General features: G+C 75.2%; 16 protein-coding genes. 8 read left to right on the plus strand and 8 right to left on the minus strand.

Annotated features, from left to right (window positions below):
• The first annotated feature begins 23 nt into the window (after positions 1–23).
• Positions 24–1,070: a LacI family DNA-binding transcriptional regulator gene (locus tag OG989_RS15770; protein ID WP_151457313.1), complete on the plus strand. Its 1,047-nt coding sequence runs from the start codon at positions 24–26 to the stop codon at positions 1,068–1,070.
• Positions 1,071–1,218: 148 nt separating this feature from the next.
• Here OG989_RS15770 and OG989_RS15775 read toward each other — a convergent pair whose 3' ends face one another.
• Complete coding sequence (locus OG989_RS15775) at positions 1,219–2,433, minus strand: acyl-CoA dehydrogenase family protein (RefSeq protein ID WP_327030920.1); 1,215 nt, start codon at positions 2,431–2,433, stop codon at positions 1,219–1,221.
• Complete coding sequence (locus OG989_RS15780; RefSeq protein ID WP_151456872.1) at positions 2,433–3,515, minus strand: phosphotransferase family protein; 1,083 nt, start codon at positions 3,513–3,515, stop codon at positions 2,433–2,435. Before OG989_RS15780 ends, OG989_RS15775 begins: the two co-directional genes overlap by 1 nt.
• Positions 3,516–3,666: 151 nt before the next feature.
• On the opposite strand from OG989_RS15780, the gene OG989_RS15785 reads away from it, so the two are divergent.
• Positions 3,667–4,371, plus strand: coding sequence for an amino acid-binding protein (locus tag OG989_RS15785; protein WP_327030921.1), 705 nt, complete (start codon positions 3,667–3,669; stop codon positions 4,369–4,371).
• Between the two features lie 170 nt (positions 4,372–4,541).
• Positions 4,542–5,618, plus strand: coding sequence for a GNAT family N-acetyltransferase (locus tag OG989_RS15790; protein WP_327030922.1), 1,077 nt, complete (start codon positions 4,542–4,544; stop codon positions 5,616–5,618).
• Positions 5,619–5,652: 34 nt separating this feature from the next.
• Here the strand turns inward: OG989_RS15790 and OG989_RS15795 are convergent, their stop codons facing one another.
• Together OG989_RS15795 and OG989_RS15800 are read right to left on the minus strand one after the other, a co-directional pair.
• Positions 5,653–6,048 carry a VOC family protein gene (locus tag OG989_RS15795; RefSeq protein ID WP_151456869.1) on the minus strand — a complete coding sequence of 132 codons (396 nt, stop codon included), beginning with the start codon at positions 6,046–6,048 and terminating at the stop codon, positions 5,653–5,655.
• Positions 6,049–6,149: 101 nt separating this feature from the next.
• A complete protein-coding gene (locus tag OG989_RS15800) occupies positions 6,150–7,715 on the minus strand; it encodes an aldehyde dehydrogenase family protein (protein WP_151456868.1) in 1,566 nt (521 codons plus the stop codon).
• 452 nt (positions 7,716–8,167) lie between these two features.
• Here OG989_RS15800 and OG989_RS15805 point away from each other — a divergent pair, with 452 nt between their 5' ends.
• Entirely contained in the window at positions 8,168–11,098 is a 2,931-nt protein-coding gene (locus OG989_RS15805) for a glycoside hydrolase family 9 protein (protein WP_327030923.1), read from the plus strand.
• A gap of 173 nt (positions 11,099–11,271) precedes the next feature.
• On the opposite strand, the gene OG989_RS15810 is transcribed toward OG989_RS15805, so the two are convergent.
• The gene (locus OG989_RS15810) at positions 11,272–12,027 is read right to left on the minus strand and encodes a hypothetical protein (RefSeq protein ID WP_327030924.1); all 756 of its coding nucleotides are present in this window, start codon (positions 12,025–12,027) and stop codon (positions 11,272–11,274) included.
• Between the two features lie 294 nt (positions 12,028–12,321).
• On the opposite strand from OG989_RS15810, the gene OG989_RS15815 reads away from it, so the two are divergent.
• The 3 genes from OG989_RS15815 to OG989_RS15825 all read left to right on the plus strand — a co-directional run bounded on the left by OG989_RS15815 (position 12,322) and on the right by OG989_RS15825 (position 14,868).
• The gene (locus tag OG989_RS15815; protein WP_327030925.1) at positions 12,322–12,846 is read left to right on the plus strand and encodes a DUF488 domain-containing protein; all 525 of its coding nucleotides are present in this window, start codon (positions 12,322–12,324) and stop codon (positions 12,844–12,846) included.
• 64 nt (positions 12,847–12,910) lie between these two features.
• Positions 12,911–13,429 carry a SigE family RNA polymerase sigma factor gene (locus OG989_RS15820; RefSeq protein WP_327030926.1) on the plus strand — a complete coding sequence of 173 codons (519 nt, stop codon included), beginning with the start codon at positions 12,911–12,913 and terminating at the stop codon, positions 13,427–13,429.
• A complete protein-coding gene (locus OG989_RS15825; protein WP_327030927.1) occupies positions 13,426–14,868 on the plus strand; it encodes a hypothetical protein in 1,443 nt (480 codons plus the stop codon). The genes OG989_RS15820 and OG989_RS15825 overlap by 4 nt, the downstream gene beginning before the upstream one ends.
• A 20-nt stretch (positions 14,869–14,888) precedes the next feature.
• Here OG989_RS15825 and OG989_RS15830 read toward each other — a convergent pair whose 3' ends face one another.
• Genes OG989_RS15830 through bioB form a run of 3 tightly spaced genes read right to left on the minus strand, consistent with a single transcriptional unit; the run spans position 14,889 to position 16,626 of the window.
• Complete coding sequence (locus OG989_RS15830) at positions 14,889–15,395, minus strand: GNAT family N-acetyltransferase (RefSeq protein WP_327030928.1); 507 nt, start codon at positions 15,393–15,395, stop codon at positions 14,889–14,891.
• Between the two features lie 5 nt (positions 15,396–15,400).
• Positions 15,401–15,622, minus strand: coding sequence for a biotin synthase auxiliary protein BsaP (gene bsaP, locus OG989_RS15835; RefSeq protein ID WP_151456276.1), 222 nt, complete (start codon positions 15,620–15,622; stop codon positions 15,401–15,403).
• Positions 15,623–15,630: 8 nt separating this feature from the next.
• Entirely contained in the window at positions 15,631–16,626 is a 996-nt protein-coding gene (gene bioB / locus OG989_RS15840; RefSeq protein ID WP_151456275.1) for a biotin synthase BioB, read from the minus strand.
• Positions 16,627–16,780: 154 nt separating this feature from the next.
• Here bioB and OG989_RS15845 point away from each other — a divergent pair, with 154 nt between their 5' ends.
• On the plus strand, positions 16,781–17,977 hold the full coding sequence (locus OG989_RS15845) for an 8-amino-7-oxononanoate synthase (RefSeq protein ID WP_151456274.1): 1,197 nt from the start codon (positions 16,781–16,783) through the stop codon (positions 17,975–17,977).
• Positions 17,978–17,999: the final 22 nt, after the last annotated feature.

Raw genomic sequence — 17,999 nt, forward strand, 5'->3', positions numbered from 1 at the left:
GTCCGCCGTCGGAGGAGCAGACAATGACAACGCAGCGCACCCGGTCGCTCGGGCGCCCGACCCTCGACGCCGTCGCCGCCCGCGCCGGCGTCGGTCGCGGGACGGTCTCCCGGGTGGTCAACGGCTCACCCCAGGTGAGCCCCGAGGCGCGCGCCGCGGTGCAGCAGGCCATCGCCGAGCTGGGGTACGTGCCGAACCGGGCCGCCCGTGCCCTGGTGACCCAGCGCACCGACTCGATCGCCCTGGTGGTGTCGGAATCCGGCGACCGGGTCTTCACCGAGCCGTTCTTCGCCGGCATCGTCCGGGGCGTCAGCTCGGGGCTGCTGGAGACCCCGTTGCAGCTCTGGCTGGCCATGGTGCAGTCGCCGATCGAGCGGGAGCGGGTCGAGCACCACCTGACCAACCAGCACGTCGACGGGGTCCTGCTGCTGTCGCTGCACGACTCCGACCCGCTGCCCACCCTGCTGGAGGAGCGCGGCCTGCCCACCGTGCTCGGCGGCCGCCCGGCCCGGATGCTGCAACCCGGCGCGCAGCCCGCGTACTACGTCGACGTGGACAACGTGGGCGGCGCCCGGCGGGCGGTGGAACACCTGGCCGGCCGGGGGCGGCGGCGCATCGCCACCATCGCCGGCCCGCAGGACATGGGCGCCGGCCTGGGCCGGCTGACCGGCTACAAGGAGGCCGTCAGGGCCGCCGGGGGCGGGGTCGACCCCGCCATGATCGCGTACGGCGACTTCAGCGAGGGCAGCGGGGCGGCTGGGATGCGTCGGCTGCTGGAGGACTGCCCCGACCTCGACGCCGTCTTCGTCGCCTCCGACCTGATGGCGTTCGGGGCGCTGCGCGCGCTGCGCGAGGCGGGCCGGCGGGTGCCGGAGGACGTCGCGGTGATCGGCTTCGACGACGCCCCGATCGCCCGGCAGGCCGAGCCGCCGCTGACCACGGTCTTCCAGCCGGTGGAGGAGATGGGCCGGCAGATGGCCCGCCTGCTGGTCAGCCGCATCCGCGGCGACGAGCTCCCGTCGCCCCACATCCTCCTGGACACCCAGCTGATCGAACGCGCCTCCGCCTGACCACCCACCCCACCCACCTCCGGGTTGATCATGAAGTTGTCGCCCTCGACGTCGGCGTGTCGCGACAATAACTTCATGATCAACGGGCCGGGCTGGGCCGGGTTGGGCCGGGGGAGCGGGCGGGAAGCGCGGTGTGGGGTGTCTTGGGTCAGTTGGACCAGCGGCGCAGTTCGCGCTTCGCCAGCGAGGAACGGTGGACCTCGTCCGGGCCGTCCGCCAGGCGCAGCGTCCGCGACTGGGCCCAGAGGGCGGCGAGCGGGGTGTCCTGGCTGACGCCGGCTCCGCCGTACGCCTGGATGGCCTTGTCGATCACCCACTCGGCCATGGCGGGAGTGGCGATCTTGATGGCCTGGATCTCGGTGTGCGCACCCTTGTTGCCGACCGTGTCCATCAGCCAGGCGGTCTTGAGCACCAGCAGCCGGGCCTGCTCGATGCGCACCCGGGACTCGGCGATCCACTCGCGTACCACGCCCTGTTCGGCGAGCGGCCGGCCGAACGCGACCCGCTCGAGCGCCCGCCGGCAGAGCAGCTCCAGGGCCCGTTCCGCCATGCCGATCAGCCGCATGCAGTGGTGGATCCGGCCGGGACCGAGCCGGGCCTGGGCGATCGCGAATCCCGTGCCCTCCGCTCCGACCAGGTTCTCCACCGGTACGCGGACGTCGGCGAAGTCGACCTCGGCGTGGCCGCCGTGCGAGGCGTCGCTGTAGCCGAACACCGTCATGCCCCGCCGCACGGTGACGCCCGGGGTGTCCCGGGGCACCAGGATCATGCTCTGCTGGCGGTGCCGGTCGGCCGCCGGGTCGGTCTTGCCCATCACGATGAAGATCTCGCAGCGCGGGTCCATCGCCCCGGACGACCACCACTTGCGCCCGTCGACCACGTAGTGGTCGCCGTCGCGGGTGATCCGGGTGGCGATGTTTGTCGCGTCCGAGGACGCCACCTCCGGCTCGGTCATGCAGAACGCGGAGCGGATCTCGCCCTCCAGCAGCGGGCGCAGCCAGCGCTCCTGCTGCCCCGGCGAGCCGAACTCGGCGAGCAGTTCCATGTTGCCCGTGTCGGGCGCGGCGCAGTTGAGCGCCTCCGGGGCCAGGTGCGGGCTGCGCCCGGTCAGCTCGGCCAGCGGGGCGTACTGGAGGTTGGTCAGGCCGGCGCCGTGGCGCGGGTCGGGGAGGAAGAGGTTCCACAGGCCGCGCTTGCGCGCCTCGGCCTTCAGCTCGGCCATCACCGGGGGCCGGGCCCACGGGTCGCCGGCGGCGGCCACCTGCGCGGCGTGCACCGGCTCGGCCGGGTACACGTGCTCGTCCAGGAACGCGGTCAGCTCGGCCCGCAGCTGCTCGGTGCGGGTGTCGTAGGCGAAGTCCATCAACGCTCCCTGGCGGCGGTCAGCCCGTGTTCGACCAGCGGTGCCACCATGTCGCCGATCCGGTCGAAGCCCTCGCCGAGCGTCTGCCCGAGCGTGTGCCGGTAGTGGATGCCCTCGCAGATCACCGCGAGCTTGAAGCAGCCGAGCGCGACGTGCCAGTGCAACGGCCCGACGTCGACGTCGCCGCGCCCGGCGTACCGCTCGATCAGCTCCGTCCCGGTGGGGAACCCGGCGCGCGGCCCGAGCCCGTCGGCGACCGGGTTGCCGGCGGCCGATTCGCTGCCGCCGAGCACGTCCCAGTAGGTCAGCAGCAGCCCCAGGTCGGCCAGCGGGTCGCCGAGGGTGGCCATCTCCCAGTCGAGCACGGCCCGTACGGCCACCGGGTCGACGGTGGCGAGCAGGTTGTCCAGCCGGTAGTCGCCGTGCACGATCCGGCCGGCGTTGGCGCCCTCCGGCACGGTGCCGGCGAGCAGGTCCCGCAGCTCCTCGATGCCGGGCAGCGGCCGGCTGCGGGACCGGTCGAGCTGGCCGGCCCACCGGCGGACCTGCCGCGCGAGGTAGCCCTCCGGGCGGCCGAAGTCGCCCAGCCCGACCGAGGCGGGCTCGACCGCGTGCAGCGCGGCGAGGGTGTCCATCATCGCCAGCGCCAGCTCCCGCCGCTGGCCGTCCGTGAGCGGGTCGGTCTGGGCTCGGGTGCGCAACACCTCGCCGTGCACGCGCTCCATCAGGTAGAAGGGCGCGCCGATCACCTCGGCGTCCTCGCAGAGCAGCAGCGCGGCGGGCACCGGCACGTCGGTCGGCGCCAGCGCGGAGATCACCCGGTACTCCCGGGCCATGTCGTGCGCGGTGGCCAGCACGTGCCCGAGCGGCGGGCGGCGCAGCACGACCTCGTGCCCGCCGGCGTGCAGCAGGTAGGTCAGGTTGGACTTGCCGCCGGCGATCAGCCGGGCCCGCAGCGGGCCGTCGGCCAGCTCGGGCCGGTGCCGGGCCAGGTGGGCGGCGAGCCGGTCGAGATCCAGCCCGCGGGGGGCGGCGGCGGGGCTGCTGCCCGGCCCGTGCGCGTCGACGGCCGGCTCGGTCATCCGTTTAGTTGATGGCAGCTCCGCCATGTTGTCAAGGTCGGGAGTTGACCCTCGGGACATGCCGCGGCAACAGGGGCGAAACGCCCACCGGCCAGGCTGGGGCCCAGCCTGCCGGCCAGCGGTGCCGGCCCGCCGAGCGGAGGGTTCAGACATGTTGCTGCGAGTTCGGGTCACCCTGCCGGACCGTCCGGGCACGCTCGGTCAGGTGGCGCGCACCATGGGCGTGTCCGGTGCGGACATCGTCCAGGTGGTCGTCCTGGAGCGGCTCGGCGGGCGGGCGGTGGACGACTTCACCGTGGTCTGGCCGGGCGCGGCGCGGGTCGAGCGGCTGCTCGCCGGGCTGGCGGCGATCCCCGGCGTCCGGGTGGACGGGGTGTGGCGGGCGATCGGCGCGCCCACCACCTCCGGGCAGGACGCCGAGCTGCTGGCCCAGGTCGCGGCCAACCCGGTCGACGGCGTCGCCACGCTGGTCGACGCCGTTCCCGGGCTGCTCGCCGCCGACTGGGCGGTCGCCGCGGTGGTGCCGGTGGACTGGGCCGCCCGGAGCGGGGCCGCCGGGGAGGCGACCGTCGGGTACGCGAGCTGGCGCGCGCCCGTACCGCCGCCGCTGCCGGAGGTGACCCCGCTGCGGGCCCGGGCGATCAGCACGCCCGGCGGCGCGCACGTCGCGGTCGCGCCGTTCGGCCGGGCCGGCCTGGTGCTGGTGGTGGCCCGGGAGTGCGCCGGTACGCCGGCCGCGGCGGCGTTCCACGCCACGGAGGTGGACCGGCTGGCGCAGCTCGTCCGGGCCGCCGCGGTGATCCTCGGCGACCGGCTCGACCTGGTCGGGGCGCCGCCGGTGACCGCCAAGCCCTGAGCCGGCCCCACGTCGCCGAGCCGGCCCGGACCTGAGCCAGCGGGGACCTCTGCGCCGGCCCGACGGCCGGCACTGTGGCGCAGGTCGCGCGACGGAACCGTAGCCGTCACCCCCGGGCAACCGGCCCGCAACAGCCACCGACGAGGGTCGTAGGCGGAAGGGAGCGGACCATGACGCTGTGGCGGATCCGAGCGACCGTGGACGACCGGCCGGGCTACCTGTCGGTGCTCACGGCCAGCCTGGCGTTGCGGGGGGTCAACATCCTCGCCGTGCAGGTGCACACCACCGAGCGGGGTGCCGTCGACGACTTCCTGGTCGACGCGCCGGACACGCTCGACGAGGCCGGCCTCGTCGCCGCCGTGGGGCGGGGGCGGGGCCGGGACTGCTGGGTGGCGCGCAGCGAGGCGCGCGGGCTCGCCGATCAGCCGACCCGGGCACTCGGGCTGGCCACCCGGCTGGTGCGGGACCCGGACGCGACCGGGGAGGCGCTGCGTGCCCTGCTCGGCGCGGACGCGGTCGCCTGGCGACCCGCGTCGGCGGGCTGCGGCGGTGGGCTGGCCGACACCACCATGCTGCTGGACGACCCGGCCGGCGGGTCGTACGCGCTGCGCCGCGCCGTGCCGGGCTTCACCCCGGCCGAGTACGCCCGCGCCCAGGCCCTGGTCGAGCTGTCGGCCGCCGTCGTGCGCCGGGCCGCCGAGCAGGTCACCCTGGTGCTGCCCGACGGCGCCGAGGCGACCGTACGGCCCGCGACCGCCGACGACCTGCCCGGCGTGGTCGAGCTGCACGAGGGCTGCTCGGCGCACAGCCGGTACCGGCGCTACCTGGGCGGCGCGGGGACGCCGGCCCCGGCCCGGCTGCGTCGGCTGCTGGAGCCGGCCCGGGGCGTGACCCTGCTCGCCACGGCGGGCGACGCTGGGGCGACGCAGCCGGCCGGCGACACCGGGGCGGAGTCGGTCGTGGCGATGGCGAACCTGCTCGCCGAGGGCGACGAGGCCGAGGTGGCGCTGCTGGTCCGCGACGACTGGCAGCGTCGGGGCCTCGGCTCGGCCCTGCTGCGCCGGCTGGTCCGGCACGCCGAGCAGGCCGGCTACGCGGCCCTGGTGCTGCACGTCCACGCGGAGAACGCCCCGATGCTGCGCACCGTGCGGCGGCTCGGCCGGCCCACGCCGGCCGAGCGGGACGGCGGCCTGGTGACCCTCACCGTTCCGCTGGTCGAGGGCGCGTCCGCGCGGCACGGGGTGTGAGGTCCGCCGCCGTCCGGACGGCACGGGTGGGGTGTCAGCCGTCGCCCGTGTGGCGGCCCTGCACGCAGAACCGGTTGCCCTCCGGGTCGGCGAGCACCACGTACGGCGGCTCGGTGGGGTGCGGGTCGGCGGGGTAGTGCGGCCAGTCGACCCGGCGGGCACCGAGCGCGACCAGTCGGGAGACCTCGTCGTCGAGGTCCACCTCGCCGGCGTCGAGGTCGAAGTGGATCCGGGGAAACTCCTCGACCGGGCTCTCGCTGAGGTCCATGGCGAGGGCGGCGCCGGGCTGGCCGGGCGGCGGCTCCAGCACGATCCAGTCGTCGCCCGGATAGCGGGGCGGGCGGCGTCGGTAGCCGAGCGCGGCGGCCCAGAATGCGCCGGCCCGCTCGCAGTCGGTCACCCCGAGGGAGATCTGCGCGAGTGCGGACACCTGTCGATGCTAGCGACCAGGCGAGTCGCCGTGGCGACCGTCGGGTGTCAGGGAGGGCACCCTGCCATCGCTGTGCGTCAACAGAGTGCCCTCCTCGCAGCTCAGGTCGTCGGGTAGCTGTTGTAGTCGGGGAAGTTGCCGTAGAGGCGGCCGTCGCCGCCCTGGGTCACCGCGTGCACCAGCAGGTCGCCGCCGACGAAGGCGCCCTTCCAGGACGCGCCCCGGCCGCCGAACGGCTCGTCCCGGTCGCCCCGGGAGCGCGGCTTGTTGATGCCCACCTTGAACGCCTGGAGGTCGACCGCGAGCTTGCCGGCCAGCTCCTCGTCGTCGCAGGCCAGCGAGGCGACCAGCGCGCCGTTCGAGGCGTTCATCGCGGCCAGCAGTTCGTCGGTGGTGTCCACCACGACGATGGTGTCGACCGGGCCGAACGGCTCGGCGTGCATGAGCCGGGACCGGCCGGGCGGGGCCAGCAGCACCGACGGGGCCACGTACGCGGAGGTGTCCTGTCCGTCGAGGAACGGCGCGCCGGTGAGCTTGCCCCGGTGCAGCGGCACGGCGCCGCCGCGTACCGCCTCGTCGACCTTGCGGCGCAGCTCGTCGGCCTTGGCGGCGCTGATCAGCGGGCCGAAGTCCAGCTCGGGCAGCGGGTCACCGGCGGTCCAGTCGTCGCCGACGGCGAGCGGGTGCCCGAACCGGACGGAGCGCACGACCGGCAGGTACATGTCGAGGAACTCGTCGACGAGGTCCCGCTGGACCACGAAGCGCGGGTACGCGGTGCAGCGCTGCTTGCCGTACTCGAAGCCCTTCTTGAGGTGCCCGGCGAGCAGGTCCCACTGGGAGAAGTTCCAGATGCCCCAGGCGTTGAGGCCCTCCTGCTCGATGAAGTGCCGCTTGTCGGAGTCGAGCAGCGCGGCGGCGACCTTGCCGCCGTTGGAGCGCCCGCCGACGAACGCCACCGCGCCGATCTCGGGCGCCCGGACGAGCACCTCGGACAGCTCCTCGCCGCCGCCGGAGACCAGGGTGGCGGGCAGCCCGGCCCGGCGCATCAGCGCGTGCGCGACGGTGAGGCAGACCGCCCCGCCCTGCGAGGGGGTCTTGGCGATGACCGCGTTGCCGGCGAGCAGCTGCACCAGCTCGGCGTGCACGAGCACGCTCATCGGGTAGTTCCACGACGCGATGTTGCTGACCGGTCCCGGCAGCGGCTCCCGGCCGTCGGCGAGCATCCGGTCGATCTCGTCGACGTACCACCGGACGCCGTCCAGCGCCCGGTCCACGTCGGCGCAGGCCAGCCGCCACGGCTTGCCGATCTCCCAGACCAGCAGCAGGGCGAGCAGGTCGCGGTGGGCGGTGAGCGCGTCCAGGGCGTCGGTGACCCGGGCCTTGCGCTCGGCGAGCGGGGTGCCGGCCCAGGCCCGGTGCGCGGCGGCGGCGTGCGCGACCGCGGCGCGGGCGGACTCCGCGTCGAGGCGGGCCAGGTTGACCAGCACGGTGTTGTCCACCGGCGTGCGTACGGGGCTGGGGGTGCCCACGGCGTGCCAGTCGCCGCGGACGAGGTTGTGCAGGGTGGTGACACCGTCGACCGGGGAGCCGAACGCCTCGGGCGCGGCGGCCACCGCGCGGGCGAGGGTGTCGGACCAGGCGGTGCCGTCGGCGAGTCGTAGAGCCATCGCGATCTCCTCAGGTTGGCCGGGGGAGCGGCAACGTCGATGGCACCGCTGGTGTGGGCGTACTGTCGCGCGCCGGAAAGGGGCGGGCAACAGTACGTTCGTATGCCGGAACGCCCGGCCCGTCGCCCGCCCGGCCGCGACGCGCTCATTCGCGCACCCGTCCCGGCGATGACCTGCCCGTACGCCGTAATTCGATCCATGTATATCGATGGTGTGACGTACGTCCGGTGTGCAGGTAAGGGCTTTCCCGTCAGCGCCCCTGCGCGGGCGCCCTGCGGGCGCCCCGCAGGCGTCTTCACAAACCGGCGACCGTCGCATTACATTGTCGGTCATCCATGGGAGCGCTCCCGGGCCCGTGGCCGCACCCCCACCACCCTCGCCGGCACGGCCCCGACCACCATCCCGCGCGCCGTCCCAGGTGCCGCCGGCGACGCCACCGACAGGAGCCCGTCATGCGTCACCCGAGACGTCCGCGCCGGCCGGGCGAGCAGCCCTGGCTGCCCCGCCTGCTGGCCGCCGGCAGCGCCCTCGCCGCCGGCCTCGCCCTCGCCGTCACCGCCCCGGCGCCCGCCTCCGCCGCGACGCCCGCCGCCGGGGGCGCCACGCGGCCCGCGCCCCTCGCCGCCGCGGCGCCCGCCGCCGCCTTCAACTACGCCGAGGCGTTGCAGAAGTCGCTCTACTTCTACGAGGCGCAGCAGTCCGGCCCGCTGCCGGACTGGAACCGGGTCTCCTGGCGCGGCGACTCCGCGCTCACCGACGGCGCCGACGTCGGGCGCGACCTCACCGGCGGCTGGTACGACGCCGGTGACCACGTCAAGTTCGGCTTCCCGATGGCGTTCAGCGCCACCATGCTCGCCTGGGGCGCCGTCGAGTACCGCGCCGGCTACGTCGCCTCCGGCCAGCTGCCGCACCTGCTCAACAACCTGCGCTTCGTCAACGACTACTTCATCAAGGCGCACCCGGCGCCCAACGTCCTCTACGGACAGGTCGGCAAGGGCGACGACGACCACAAGTGGTGGGGCCCGGCCGAGGTGATGCAGATGGCGCGGCCCGCGTACAAGATCGACGCGAGCTGCGGCGGCGCGGACCTGGCGGGGGAGACGGCGGCGGCGATGGCCGCGTCGTCGATGGTCTTCCGGCCCACCGACGCCGCCTACGCCGACAAGCTGCTCGGGCACGCCAGGCAGCTCCACACGTTCGCCGACACGGTGCGCAAGAGCTACCACGAGTGCATCACCGACGCGACCAGCTTCTACCGCTCCTGGAGCGGCTGGCAGGACGAGCTGGTCTGGTCCGCGATCTGGCTGCACCGGGCCACCGGCGAGGCCGCCTACCTCGCCAAGGCCGAGAGCGAGTACGACAAGCTCGGCACCGAGAACCAGAGCACCACCCGCTCCTACAAGTGGACCATCGCCTGGGACAACAAGCAGTTCGGGGCGTACGTGCTGCTGGCCAACCTGACCGGCAAGCAGAAGTACGTCGACGACGCCAACCGCTGGCTCGACTACTGGACCGTCGGCGTCAACGGGCAGCGGGTGCCGTACTCGCCCGGCGGGATGGCCGTGCTCGACTCGTGGGGCGCGCTGCGCTACGCGGCGAACACGTCCTTCGCGGCCCTCGTCTACAGCGACAAGACCACCGACGCCACCCGCAAGGCCCGCTACAAGGACTTCGCCGTCCGGCAGATCAACTACGCCCTCGGCGACAACCCGCGCGCCTCCAGCTACGTCATCGGTTTCGGCGCCAACTCCCCGAAGAACCCGCACCACCGCACCGCGCACGGCTCCTGGTGGGACAGCCAGACGGTGCCCGTCGAGACCCGGCACACCCTCTACGGCGCGCTGGTCGGCGGCCCGTCGGCGGCCAACGACGCGTACACCGACAACCGGTCGGACTACGTGATGAACGAGGTCGCCACCGACTACAACGCCGGCTTCAGCTCCGCGCTGGCCCGGCTCGCCCAGGAGTACGGCGGCACCCCGCTCGCCGGCTTCCCCCGCGCCGAGACGCCCGACATCGACGAGCTGACCGTGGAGACCACGGTGATGCAGGCCGAGCCGCGCGCCACCGGCCTCAAGGCCATCGTCTACAACAAGTCCGCCTTCCCGGCCCGCGCCCTGACCGACGGCAAGTTCCGCTACTACTTCCGCCCCGACGGCACCGGCCCCGTCACGGTCACCCCCGGCTACACCCAGGGCTGCCCGTCGCCGTCCACGGCCAGGCAGTTCTCCGGCGACATCTGGTACGTCGAGGTGGACTGCACCGGGCACACCATCGCGCCCGCCGGGCAGTCGCAGCACCGGATGGAGGTGCAGTTCAAGATCGGCGTGCCCGAGGGCGGCACCTGGGACCCGACGAACGACCCGTCGTACCAGGCGACGGCGGGACCGAACCGGAAGGTCACCCTCTACTCCGGCGCCACCCGGATCTGGGGTGAGGAGCCCGGCCCGGCCACCCCGGACACCACCGCGCTGACCACCCCCGGCACCCCCGTCGCCTCGGCCGTCACCGCGACCGGGCTGACCCTCACCTGGCCCGCGGCCACCGACGCCGGCGGCAGCGGGCTGGCCGGCTACGAGGTCACCCAGGCGCAGGTGGGTAGCGACGCGCTCGTCCTGCTCAACTCGGCCACCAACACCCTGGCCGTGACCCGGCTGCTGCCCGAGCGGACGTACCGCTTCACCGTGCGGGCCCGCGACGGCGCCGGCAACCGCTCGGCCGCCTCGCCCGTGGCCGAGGTGACCACGCCGGCCGCCCCGGCACCCGACACCGTCGCGCCGACCCGCCCCGGCACCCCGACCGCCTCGGCGGTCACCGCCACCGGGCTCACCCTGAGCTGGGCCGCGTCCACCGACAACGTCGCCGTCACCGGCTACCGCGTCTACCGGTCGGCCGCCGGCGGGGACACGCTGGTCGGCTCGCCCACCGGCACCACGCTGGCGGTGACCGGGCTGACCGCCGCGACCGCGTACCAGTTCCACGTGGTGGCGGTGGACGCGGCCGGCAACGCCTCGGCGGCGTCCGCGCCGGTCGCCGTCACCACCGCCGACCCGCCCACGTCCGGCGGCTGCGCCGTGACCTGGACGACCAGCGGCTGGGACAGCGGCTTCACCGCGAACGTCACCCTCACCAACACGGGCACCACCGCGATCGACGGCTGGACGCTCGCCTTCACCTTCCCCCACGCCGGCCAGAAGGTCGGCCAGGGCTGGTCGGCGACGTGGACCCAGACCGGCGCCGCGGTCACCGCCACCAGCCTCTCCTACAACGGCCGGCTCGCGCCGGGCGCGTCGACCAGCTTCGGCTTCAACGGCACCCACACCGGATCGAACCCCAAGCCCGCCGCGTTCACCCTCAACGGCACCCCCTGCACCGTCTCCTAGCCTGATCCCCGGTGGCGCTGTCCGCGCCACCGGCGGGCTGGCGCGGACGCATCGCCGTCCGCGCTCCCGGCGGGCGCGGACGTCACCGTCCGCGCCACCGGCGGACGTCACCGTCCGCGCCAGCCGGAATCTTGGACAGTTGCCGTTCCCGCGGAACGGCAACTGTCCAAGATTCATCCCTCGGGGCGCCAGCCGGCGGCCGTCAGGGCGCGGCGGAGGGAGTCGGCCACCTCGGTGGGGCGGGCGCGGATCAGCCACGCCGGGAAGCGGAGGACGCGGTCCCCCGAGGTCCAGACGTCGTTCTGGCGCCGCATGTCGGCCGCCCAGTGCCGGACGTCCATGTGGTGCGCGCCGTCGATCTCGACGTGCAACCCCCACTCCCGCCAGTACGCGTCGAGCCACCGCGTCCGCCCGGAGGCGTCGGCGCGCCGTTGCTGGAGGTGAGGCGCGGGCAGGCCGTGGCGGCGGCAGAGCCGGACGAAGTCGATCTCCGAGAGCGCCTCCGCGCCACCGGCGATGTCGGCCACGGTCTGCCGGATCAACCCCCGCCGACGGGCCCGGGGCAGCGCGTCCAGCACCGCCGACAACTCCGCCGGCGTGACCCGTCGCTGCTGACAGCCGGCCGCCAGCGCCGCCTGCGCCTGGTCGACGGTGCGGGCCCAGCCGGCCGCGTCCACCAGTGCCCGGGCCGTGGTGGTCCGCGGCGGTCGGGCGCGCTGGAGATGCGCCGGTGGCAGCACCGACGCGCGGTGCACGACGACCGCCGGCATGTCGATCGGCAGCCGGCCCAGCACGGTGCGCCCCGCCCGCCGGTGCGCCGGCACGAGCACGTGCAGCGGCTCGCGCCGCAGTCCTCGTACGCCCGCCTCGGCGGCAGCCGTCGGACCGGCCAGGACAGCACCGGGCCCGCGGCGAGCACGGCGACCCACAGTTGCTGGTCCCGGGTCAGCCGGCCGTTGCCCATCAGCACGACACCCCGGCAGATCGCACGCCACCGTCCGGAGCGCACGCGTCCGCGTACGGTGCCCTCGGTCAGCGAACGGGTCGCCTGGGCGGTGGTGACGACGCCGGCCTGCTCGAACGCCAGCCAGTCGAGCGCGTCGGCCTCGTCGGCCGGAAGGTCGGGGTACACCCGTCCCACCCTCGCCGCCGGCTGCGCCTCCCGCCGCCCCGCGCGGAGATCCCGGGCGGTAACCGCTCGCGATTCGGGGCATTCCCTCCTCGTGGAGTTGCTGACGGTGGGGCATGGGGCGGCAGACCGGGAGCGGCTGGGCGAGTTGCTGGCCGGCGCCGGGGTCGCGCTCGTCGTGGACGTGCGGCGGTTTCCGGCCAGCCGGACCAACCCTGACGTACGCCGGGAGGAACTGGCCCGCTGGCTGCCGGCGGCCGGCGTGGACTACCGCTGGGAACAGCGCCTCGGCGGCCGGCGGCACACCCCGGCCGGCACCGACGAGCCGGACACCTGGTGGACCGTCGCCGCCTTCCGGGCGTACGCGGCGTACACCCGTACCGCCGACTTCCGGGCGGCGCTGGAGACGGTGCTGGCGGACGCGGCGGCCCGGACCACGGCGGTGATGTGCAGCGAGAGCGTCTGGTGGCGCTGCCACCGGCGGCTGATCGCCGACGTCGCCGTGCTGGGGCGCGGCGTGCCGGTGTCCCACCTGATGCCGGACGGCCGGCTCACCCCGCACCGCCCCGCCGAGGGCGCCCGCCGGCTGCCCGACGGCGACCTCGTCTGGGACGCCTGAAAAGCTCCCCGCCGGACCCACCCGCGCGGCCACCGCCGGGCGTGCTCCGTGTCAGGAGGTGGGCGTGGACCCTGAGGAGTCGTTCCGGGCGTACGTGTCCGGGCGGATCGCGGCGCTGTCCCGGGCGGCGTGGCTGCTGACCGGTGACCAGCACCAGGCCGAGGATCTCGTGCAGCTCACGTTGGTCCGGGTAGCTCGGCACTGGGAGCGGGTGAGCGCGGCCGGCGACCCCGAGCCGTACGTCCGGCGGACCATGTACACCCAGCACGTCTCGCTCTGGCGGCGTCGCTGGCGGGACGTGGACCTGCGCGCGGACCCGCCGGAGCAGGCGATGCCCGACGGGACCGCCAGCGTCGCCCGCGCGATGGTGGTCCGTGCCGCACTGGGCCGGCTCGCCCCACGCCAACGGGCCGTGCTGGTGCTGCGCTTCTTCGAGGACCTCACCGAGGCGGAGACCGCTGACGCACTCGGCTGCTCGGTCTCGACCGTCAAGAGCCAGACGCGGGACGCCCTGGCGCGGCTGCGGGCACACGCCCCCGAACTGGCCGACCTGGTCGGCGTCACCACCCGGGAGGACCGATGAGCGAGGAGTTGCGTATCGCGCTGCGTGAGCTGGGCGAGCGGATGCCGCCGGCCCGGCTGCCCGGCGACCCGTGGGCCACCGGGCGGCGGCAGCGGCGGCGGGCCCGCTGGCGTACCGCGGGGGCGGCGCTGGTGGCGGTGCTGGCCTGCGCGCTCGGCGTGCCGGCCGGGCTCACGGCCCCGGGCCCGTGGGCGACGCCGGCGGCGGCCCCGGACGGCGTGCCGGAGCGGATCGGCCTGCCGTACATGTGGCAGGCCACCGTGCAGCAGGACCCGCCCGGGCCGGCCTCGCTGCTGTTCAGCGGCGGCGGCCTCGGCCTGCGCGGTGTCGACGGCCTCGACCACGAGGGCAAGGTCGCGGTCCTCGGCCGCGACGGCCGGTACCGGATGTTGCTCTACGGCGGCCGGGAGAGTGTCGCGGGGGAGGAGGTGCTGCTCTCCCCGGACGGCCGGTACGTCGCCGACGATTCCAACGACGGCTGGGTGGGCGTCACCGACCTCACCGACGGCAGCCGCCGGGTCTTCACCGGCTGGGCCGGCGGCACCTGCTGCGGAACACCGGTGGCCTGGGCGCCCGACGGCAGCGCACTGCTCGTCCTGCACCACTCGGCGGAACCCGTGGACCACGACGCCGAGGACGACCGCCGGCCCAGCCGGCTGGTGCTGCTGGAGCTGGCCAGCGGCGCGACCAGGGAACTCGGGCCGGGGCTCGGCGACCGGTGGAGCGTGCGGACCGGCTCGCTGGCCGCCTTCTCCCCGGACGGTTCACGGATCGTGGTCAGCGCGGGCGAGGAACTGGTCATGCTCGACCGCGAAGGGGAGTCGTCCTGGTCCAGGCGGCTGGGGCCGGAACGCCGGCTCGCCGGGATCGGCGCGTTCACCCCCGACGGCTCAGCCGTCGCCGTGCTCCACCTGGACGGCTGCCTGACCCGGTGCGACGCGGACCAGCGGGCCGCCCGCACCTGGCGTGTCGAGTACGTCGACGCCGCCACCGGACGCGACGGCGCGGGCCCCGCGCTCCCGCCGGTACGCGGGCAGGCACTGCGAGCGCTCGGCTGGCGCGGTGGGACCGAACTGGTGGCGTTGCGCTACGAGCCGGAGCCGGGCACCAGCACGACCGACCTCCCGGACTGGAACGACACCGGCTACTGGGAGACGGGGCACGTCCAACTGGTGGCCCTGCGCCCCGACGGTCACGTCGAGACGCTGCTCGACCCGCCCGGTCAGGTGTGGGCGATGGACGTGGCGCGGGACCTGCTGGTGGCCGGCCGCTTCGGCGCTCCGGCGACCGACCCTCGCCCGTTCCCGGCCCGGCCGGTCATCCTGTTCGTGGCCGTGCCGCCGGCCCTGCTCGTCGCCGCCGTGCTGGGGGCGGTGCTGCTCTGGCGGCGGCGCCGACGATGGCTGCGGACGATCCGCCCCGCCCCGCCGGGCCGCTGACGAGGCTCGACCCGGTCGGCTCAGTCGGCCAGGTCGTCGGCGAGCAGGTCCATCAGCAGCCCGTCGTGCCAGCGCCCGTCCTCGCCGCGTTCGTAGCGGCGCAGCACCCCGACGGGACGGAAGCCGACCTTCGCGTACGCCCGGACGGCCGCCGTGTTCGCCGCCGCCGGGTCGATGGTGAACCGGTGGTGGCCGTGCTCGTCGATCAGGTGCCGGACCAGGGTGCGGATCGCGTCTCCGCCGAGCCCCGCGCCGCGTACCGCCGGGTCGAGGAAGACGTCCATGCTGGCGTGCCGGTAGTCGGGGTCGTCCTCGGCGTACCACTGGATCGCGCCGACCACCCGGCCGTCGTGTTCGATCGCGTACACCGTCAGGGCCTCGTCTGCGAGGTCGGCCCGGACGGCGGCGACCAGGTCGTCGCCGCCGCGCCACCAGCGCCGGACCTCCGGGGTGGCCCGGATCGCGGCGAGCGCCGGCACGTCCCCGGCGCCCGCCGGCCGCAGGGTCACCGCCCGGCCCTGCAGCATCGCCCTCAGCCCCGGATCTCGCCGTGCTCGACGCAGACGGCCGCCCAGCCGACCGGCAGCACCTGCACCTTCATCCGCCGGCGGCAGTGCGCGCAGAAGCGCGGCGGCTCCAGCACCCGGGCCGCCGCGCACCCGTCGTGCGACCCGGCCGCCACGGCCTCGCCGCAGCGGTCGCACCAGGCGGCCGACGCCCTGTCGGCCGCCGGCACCGCGTCGCTCGTCGTCACCGGGGCGCTCACAGCGTCGCGGAGAGCGCCTTGACCGGCATCTTCAGGTCGTCGAGCAGGTCCAGGTCGGCCGTCGCCGGCCGGCCCAGCGTGGTCAGGTAGTTGCCGACGATCACCGCGTTGATGCCGCCCAGCAGGCCGTCGCGGGTGCCCAGGTCACCGAGGGTGATCTCCCGGCCGCCCGCGTACCGCAGGATGGTGCGCGGCATGGCCAGCCGGAAGGCGGCGATGGCGCGCAGCGCGTCCTTGCCCTCCACCACCGGCCGGTCGCCCAGCGGGGTGCCGGGGCGGGGGTTGAGGAAGTTCAGCGGGACCTCGTGCGGGTCCAGCTCGGCGAGCTGCGCGGCGAACTCGGCCCGCTGCTCCACCGTCTCGCCGAGGCCGAGGATGCCGCCGCAGCAGACCTCCATGCCGGACTCGCGGACCATCCGCAGGGTCTCCCAGCGCTCCTCCCAGGAGTGCGTGGTGACCACGTTGGGGAAGTAGGAGCGGCAGGTCTCCAGGTTGTGGTTGTAGCGGTGCACGCCCATGTCGACCAGCTCGTCGACCTGCTCCTTGCTGAGCATGCCCAGCGACGCGGCCACCTGGATGTCGACCTCGGCCTTGATCGCGGCGACGCCCTCGCGCATCTGCTTCATCAGCCGGGCGTCCGGGCCGCGCACCGCCGCCACGATGCAGAACTCCGTCGCCCCGGTCGCCGCGGTCTGCTTCGCCGCCTCGACCAGCGAGGGAATGTCCAGCCAGACCGACCGGACCGGGGAGGTGAACAGGCCCGACTGCGAGCAGAAGTGGCAGTCCTCCGGGCACCCGCCGGTCTTCAGCGAGACGATCCCCTCGACCTCCACCTCGGGCCCGCACCACCGCATCCGCACCTCGTGGGCGAGCTGGAGGGCGGCGGGCAGCTGCTCGTCGGGCAGGTTCAGCACGGCGAGGACGCCGGCCTCGTCGAGACCGACGCCGTTCTCCAGCACCTGGGTTCGGGCCTGGTCGAGGATCTCTGGCATGGCTCGTACCCTACAAGGCCACCTGGCCGGGAGAAACGGCCCGCGTGTCGGGCCGCCGGCGCAGGGGTGGACACGCCGGGCCCGGGGCCGTGGGTGGTAATTTCGCCCGGCGGAATCGGCCGACGACGGCCGGCCGGGCGGCGTGGGGGTGACGGTGGCGGACTGGCTGGCGGCGCTCGACCGCCGCGCCGAACTACGCGCGAAGGCGGGGCTGACCCGCCGGCTGCGACCGCGGGCCGCCGGCGACGCCGTGGTCGACCTGGCCGGCAACGACTACCTCGGCCTGGCCACCCACCCCCAGGTCACCGCCGCGGCGGCGCGGGCGCTGTCGGCGTACGGGCTGGGGGCCACCGGGTCGCGGCTGGTGCGCGGCTCCACCGACGCCCACCACGCGCTCGAGGACACCCTCGCCGACTGGCTCGGCGCCGAACGGGCCCTCGTCTTCTCCTCCGGCTACCTGGCGAACCTCGGGGCGGTCCGGGCGCTGGTGCGGCCCCGTACGCTGCTCGTCTCCGACGCCCACAACCACGCCTCCCTGATCGACGGCTGCCGGATCTCGGGCGCCGAGACGGTGGTGACCCCGCACGCCGACGTCGCGGCGGTGGCCGCCGCGCTCGCCGCCGCGCCCGGCCGGCCGGCGGTGGTCGTCACCGAGTCGGTCTTCTCCGTCGACGGCGACCTGGCCCCGCTGGCCCGGCTGCACGCCGTCGCCCGGGAGCACGGCGCGTTGCTGCTGGTCGACGACGCGCACGCCCTCGGGGTGACCGGCCCGGCGGGCGCCGGGGGCGTCGCCGCCGCCGGCCTCGCCGGCCAGCCCGACGTGGTCGTCACCGCCACCCTCTCCAAGGCCCTCGGCGGCGCGGGCGGGGTGGTCGCCGGGCCGGCGGAGTTCGTCCGGCACGTGATCGAGACCGGCCGGACCTTCATCTTCGACACCGCGCTGCCTCCGGCCGTGGCCGCGGGCGTGCACGCCGCCGTCGGGCTGGCCCGCGCCGGCGACGACCTGCGCGCGGAGCTGGCCGAGCGGGCCGCCCTGGTCGTACGCCGGCTGGGCGCCGCCGGGCTGGCGGTCTCCGCCCCCGACGGCGCGGTCGTCTCGGTCACCGCTCCCGGCCCTGAGGCGGCGAGCGCCTGGGCGGCCGACTGCCGCGACCGGGGAGTCGCCGTCGGCTGTTTCCGGCCCCCGTCCACGCCGGACAACCGGTCCCGGCTGCGGCTGACCATCGGCGCCGGCATCTCCCGAGCGGACTTCGAGCGGGCACTGGAGACCATCGTGGAGTGTGCACCCGTCAGCGCGAGGAGTGAGCTGGGGTTGCGAGCCCCGCAGTCGCGAACAAGGGTGACGCCGTGAGCGCGAGGAGTGAGCTGGGGTT

It is taken from the genome of Micromonospora sp. NBC_01740, assembly GCF_035920365.1.
Classification (GTDB): domain Bacteria; phylum Actinomycetota; class Actinomycetes; order Mycobacteriales; family Micromonosporaceae; genus Micromonospora; species Micromonospora reichwaldensis.

Excerpts from the sequence above, each read along its gene's own strand:
- OG989_RS15825 (WP_327030927.1), top strand. The coding sequence starts at position 13,426 with ATGAGCGAGGAGTTGCGTATCGCGCTGCGTGAGCTGGGCGAGCGGATG.
- OG989_RS15785 (WP_327030921.1), top strand. The coding sequence starts at position 3,667 with ATGTTGCTGCGAGTTCGGGTCACCCTGCCGGACCGTCCGGGCACGCTC.
- OG989_RS15775 (WP_327030920.1), bottom strand. The coding sequence starts at position 2,433 with ATGGACTTCGCCTACGACACCCGCACCGAGCAGCTGCGGGCCGAGCTG.
- OG989_RS15780 (WP_151456872.1), bottom strand. The coding sequence starts at position 3,515 with ATGACCGAGCCGGCCGTCGACGCGCACGGGCCGGGCAGCAGCCCCGCC.
- OG989_RS15770 (WP_151457313.1), top strand. The coding sequence starts at position 24 with ATGACAACGCAGCGCACCCGGTCGCTCGGGCGCCCGACCCTCGACGCC.
- bioB (WP_151456275.1), bottom strand. The coding sequence starts at position 16,626 with ATGCCAGAGATCCTCGACCAGGCCCGAACCCAGGTGCTGGAGAACGGC.
- OG989_RS15805 (WP_327030923.1), top strand. The coding sequence starts at position 8,168 with ATGCGTCACCCGAGACGTCCGCGCCGGCCGGGCGAGCAGCCCTGGCTG.
- OG989_RS15800 (WP_151456868.1), bottom strand. The coding sequence starts at position 7,715 with ATGGCTCTACGACTCGCCGACGGCACCGCCTGGTCCGACACCCTCGCC.
- OG989_RS15790 (WP_327030922.1), top strand. The coding sequence starts at position 4,542 with ATGACGCTGTGGCGGATCCGAGCGACCGTGGACGACCGGCCGGGCTAC.
- OG989_RS15830 (WP_327030928.1), bottom strand. The coding sequence starts at position 15,395 with ATGCTGCAGGGCCGGGCGGTGACCCTGCGGCCGGCGGGCGCCGGGGAC.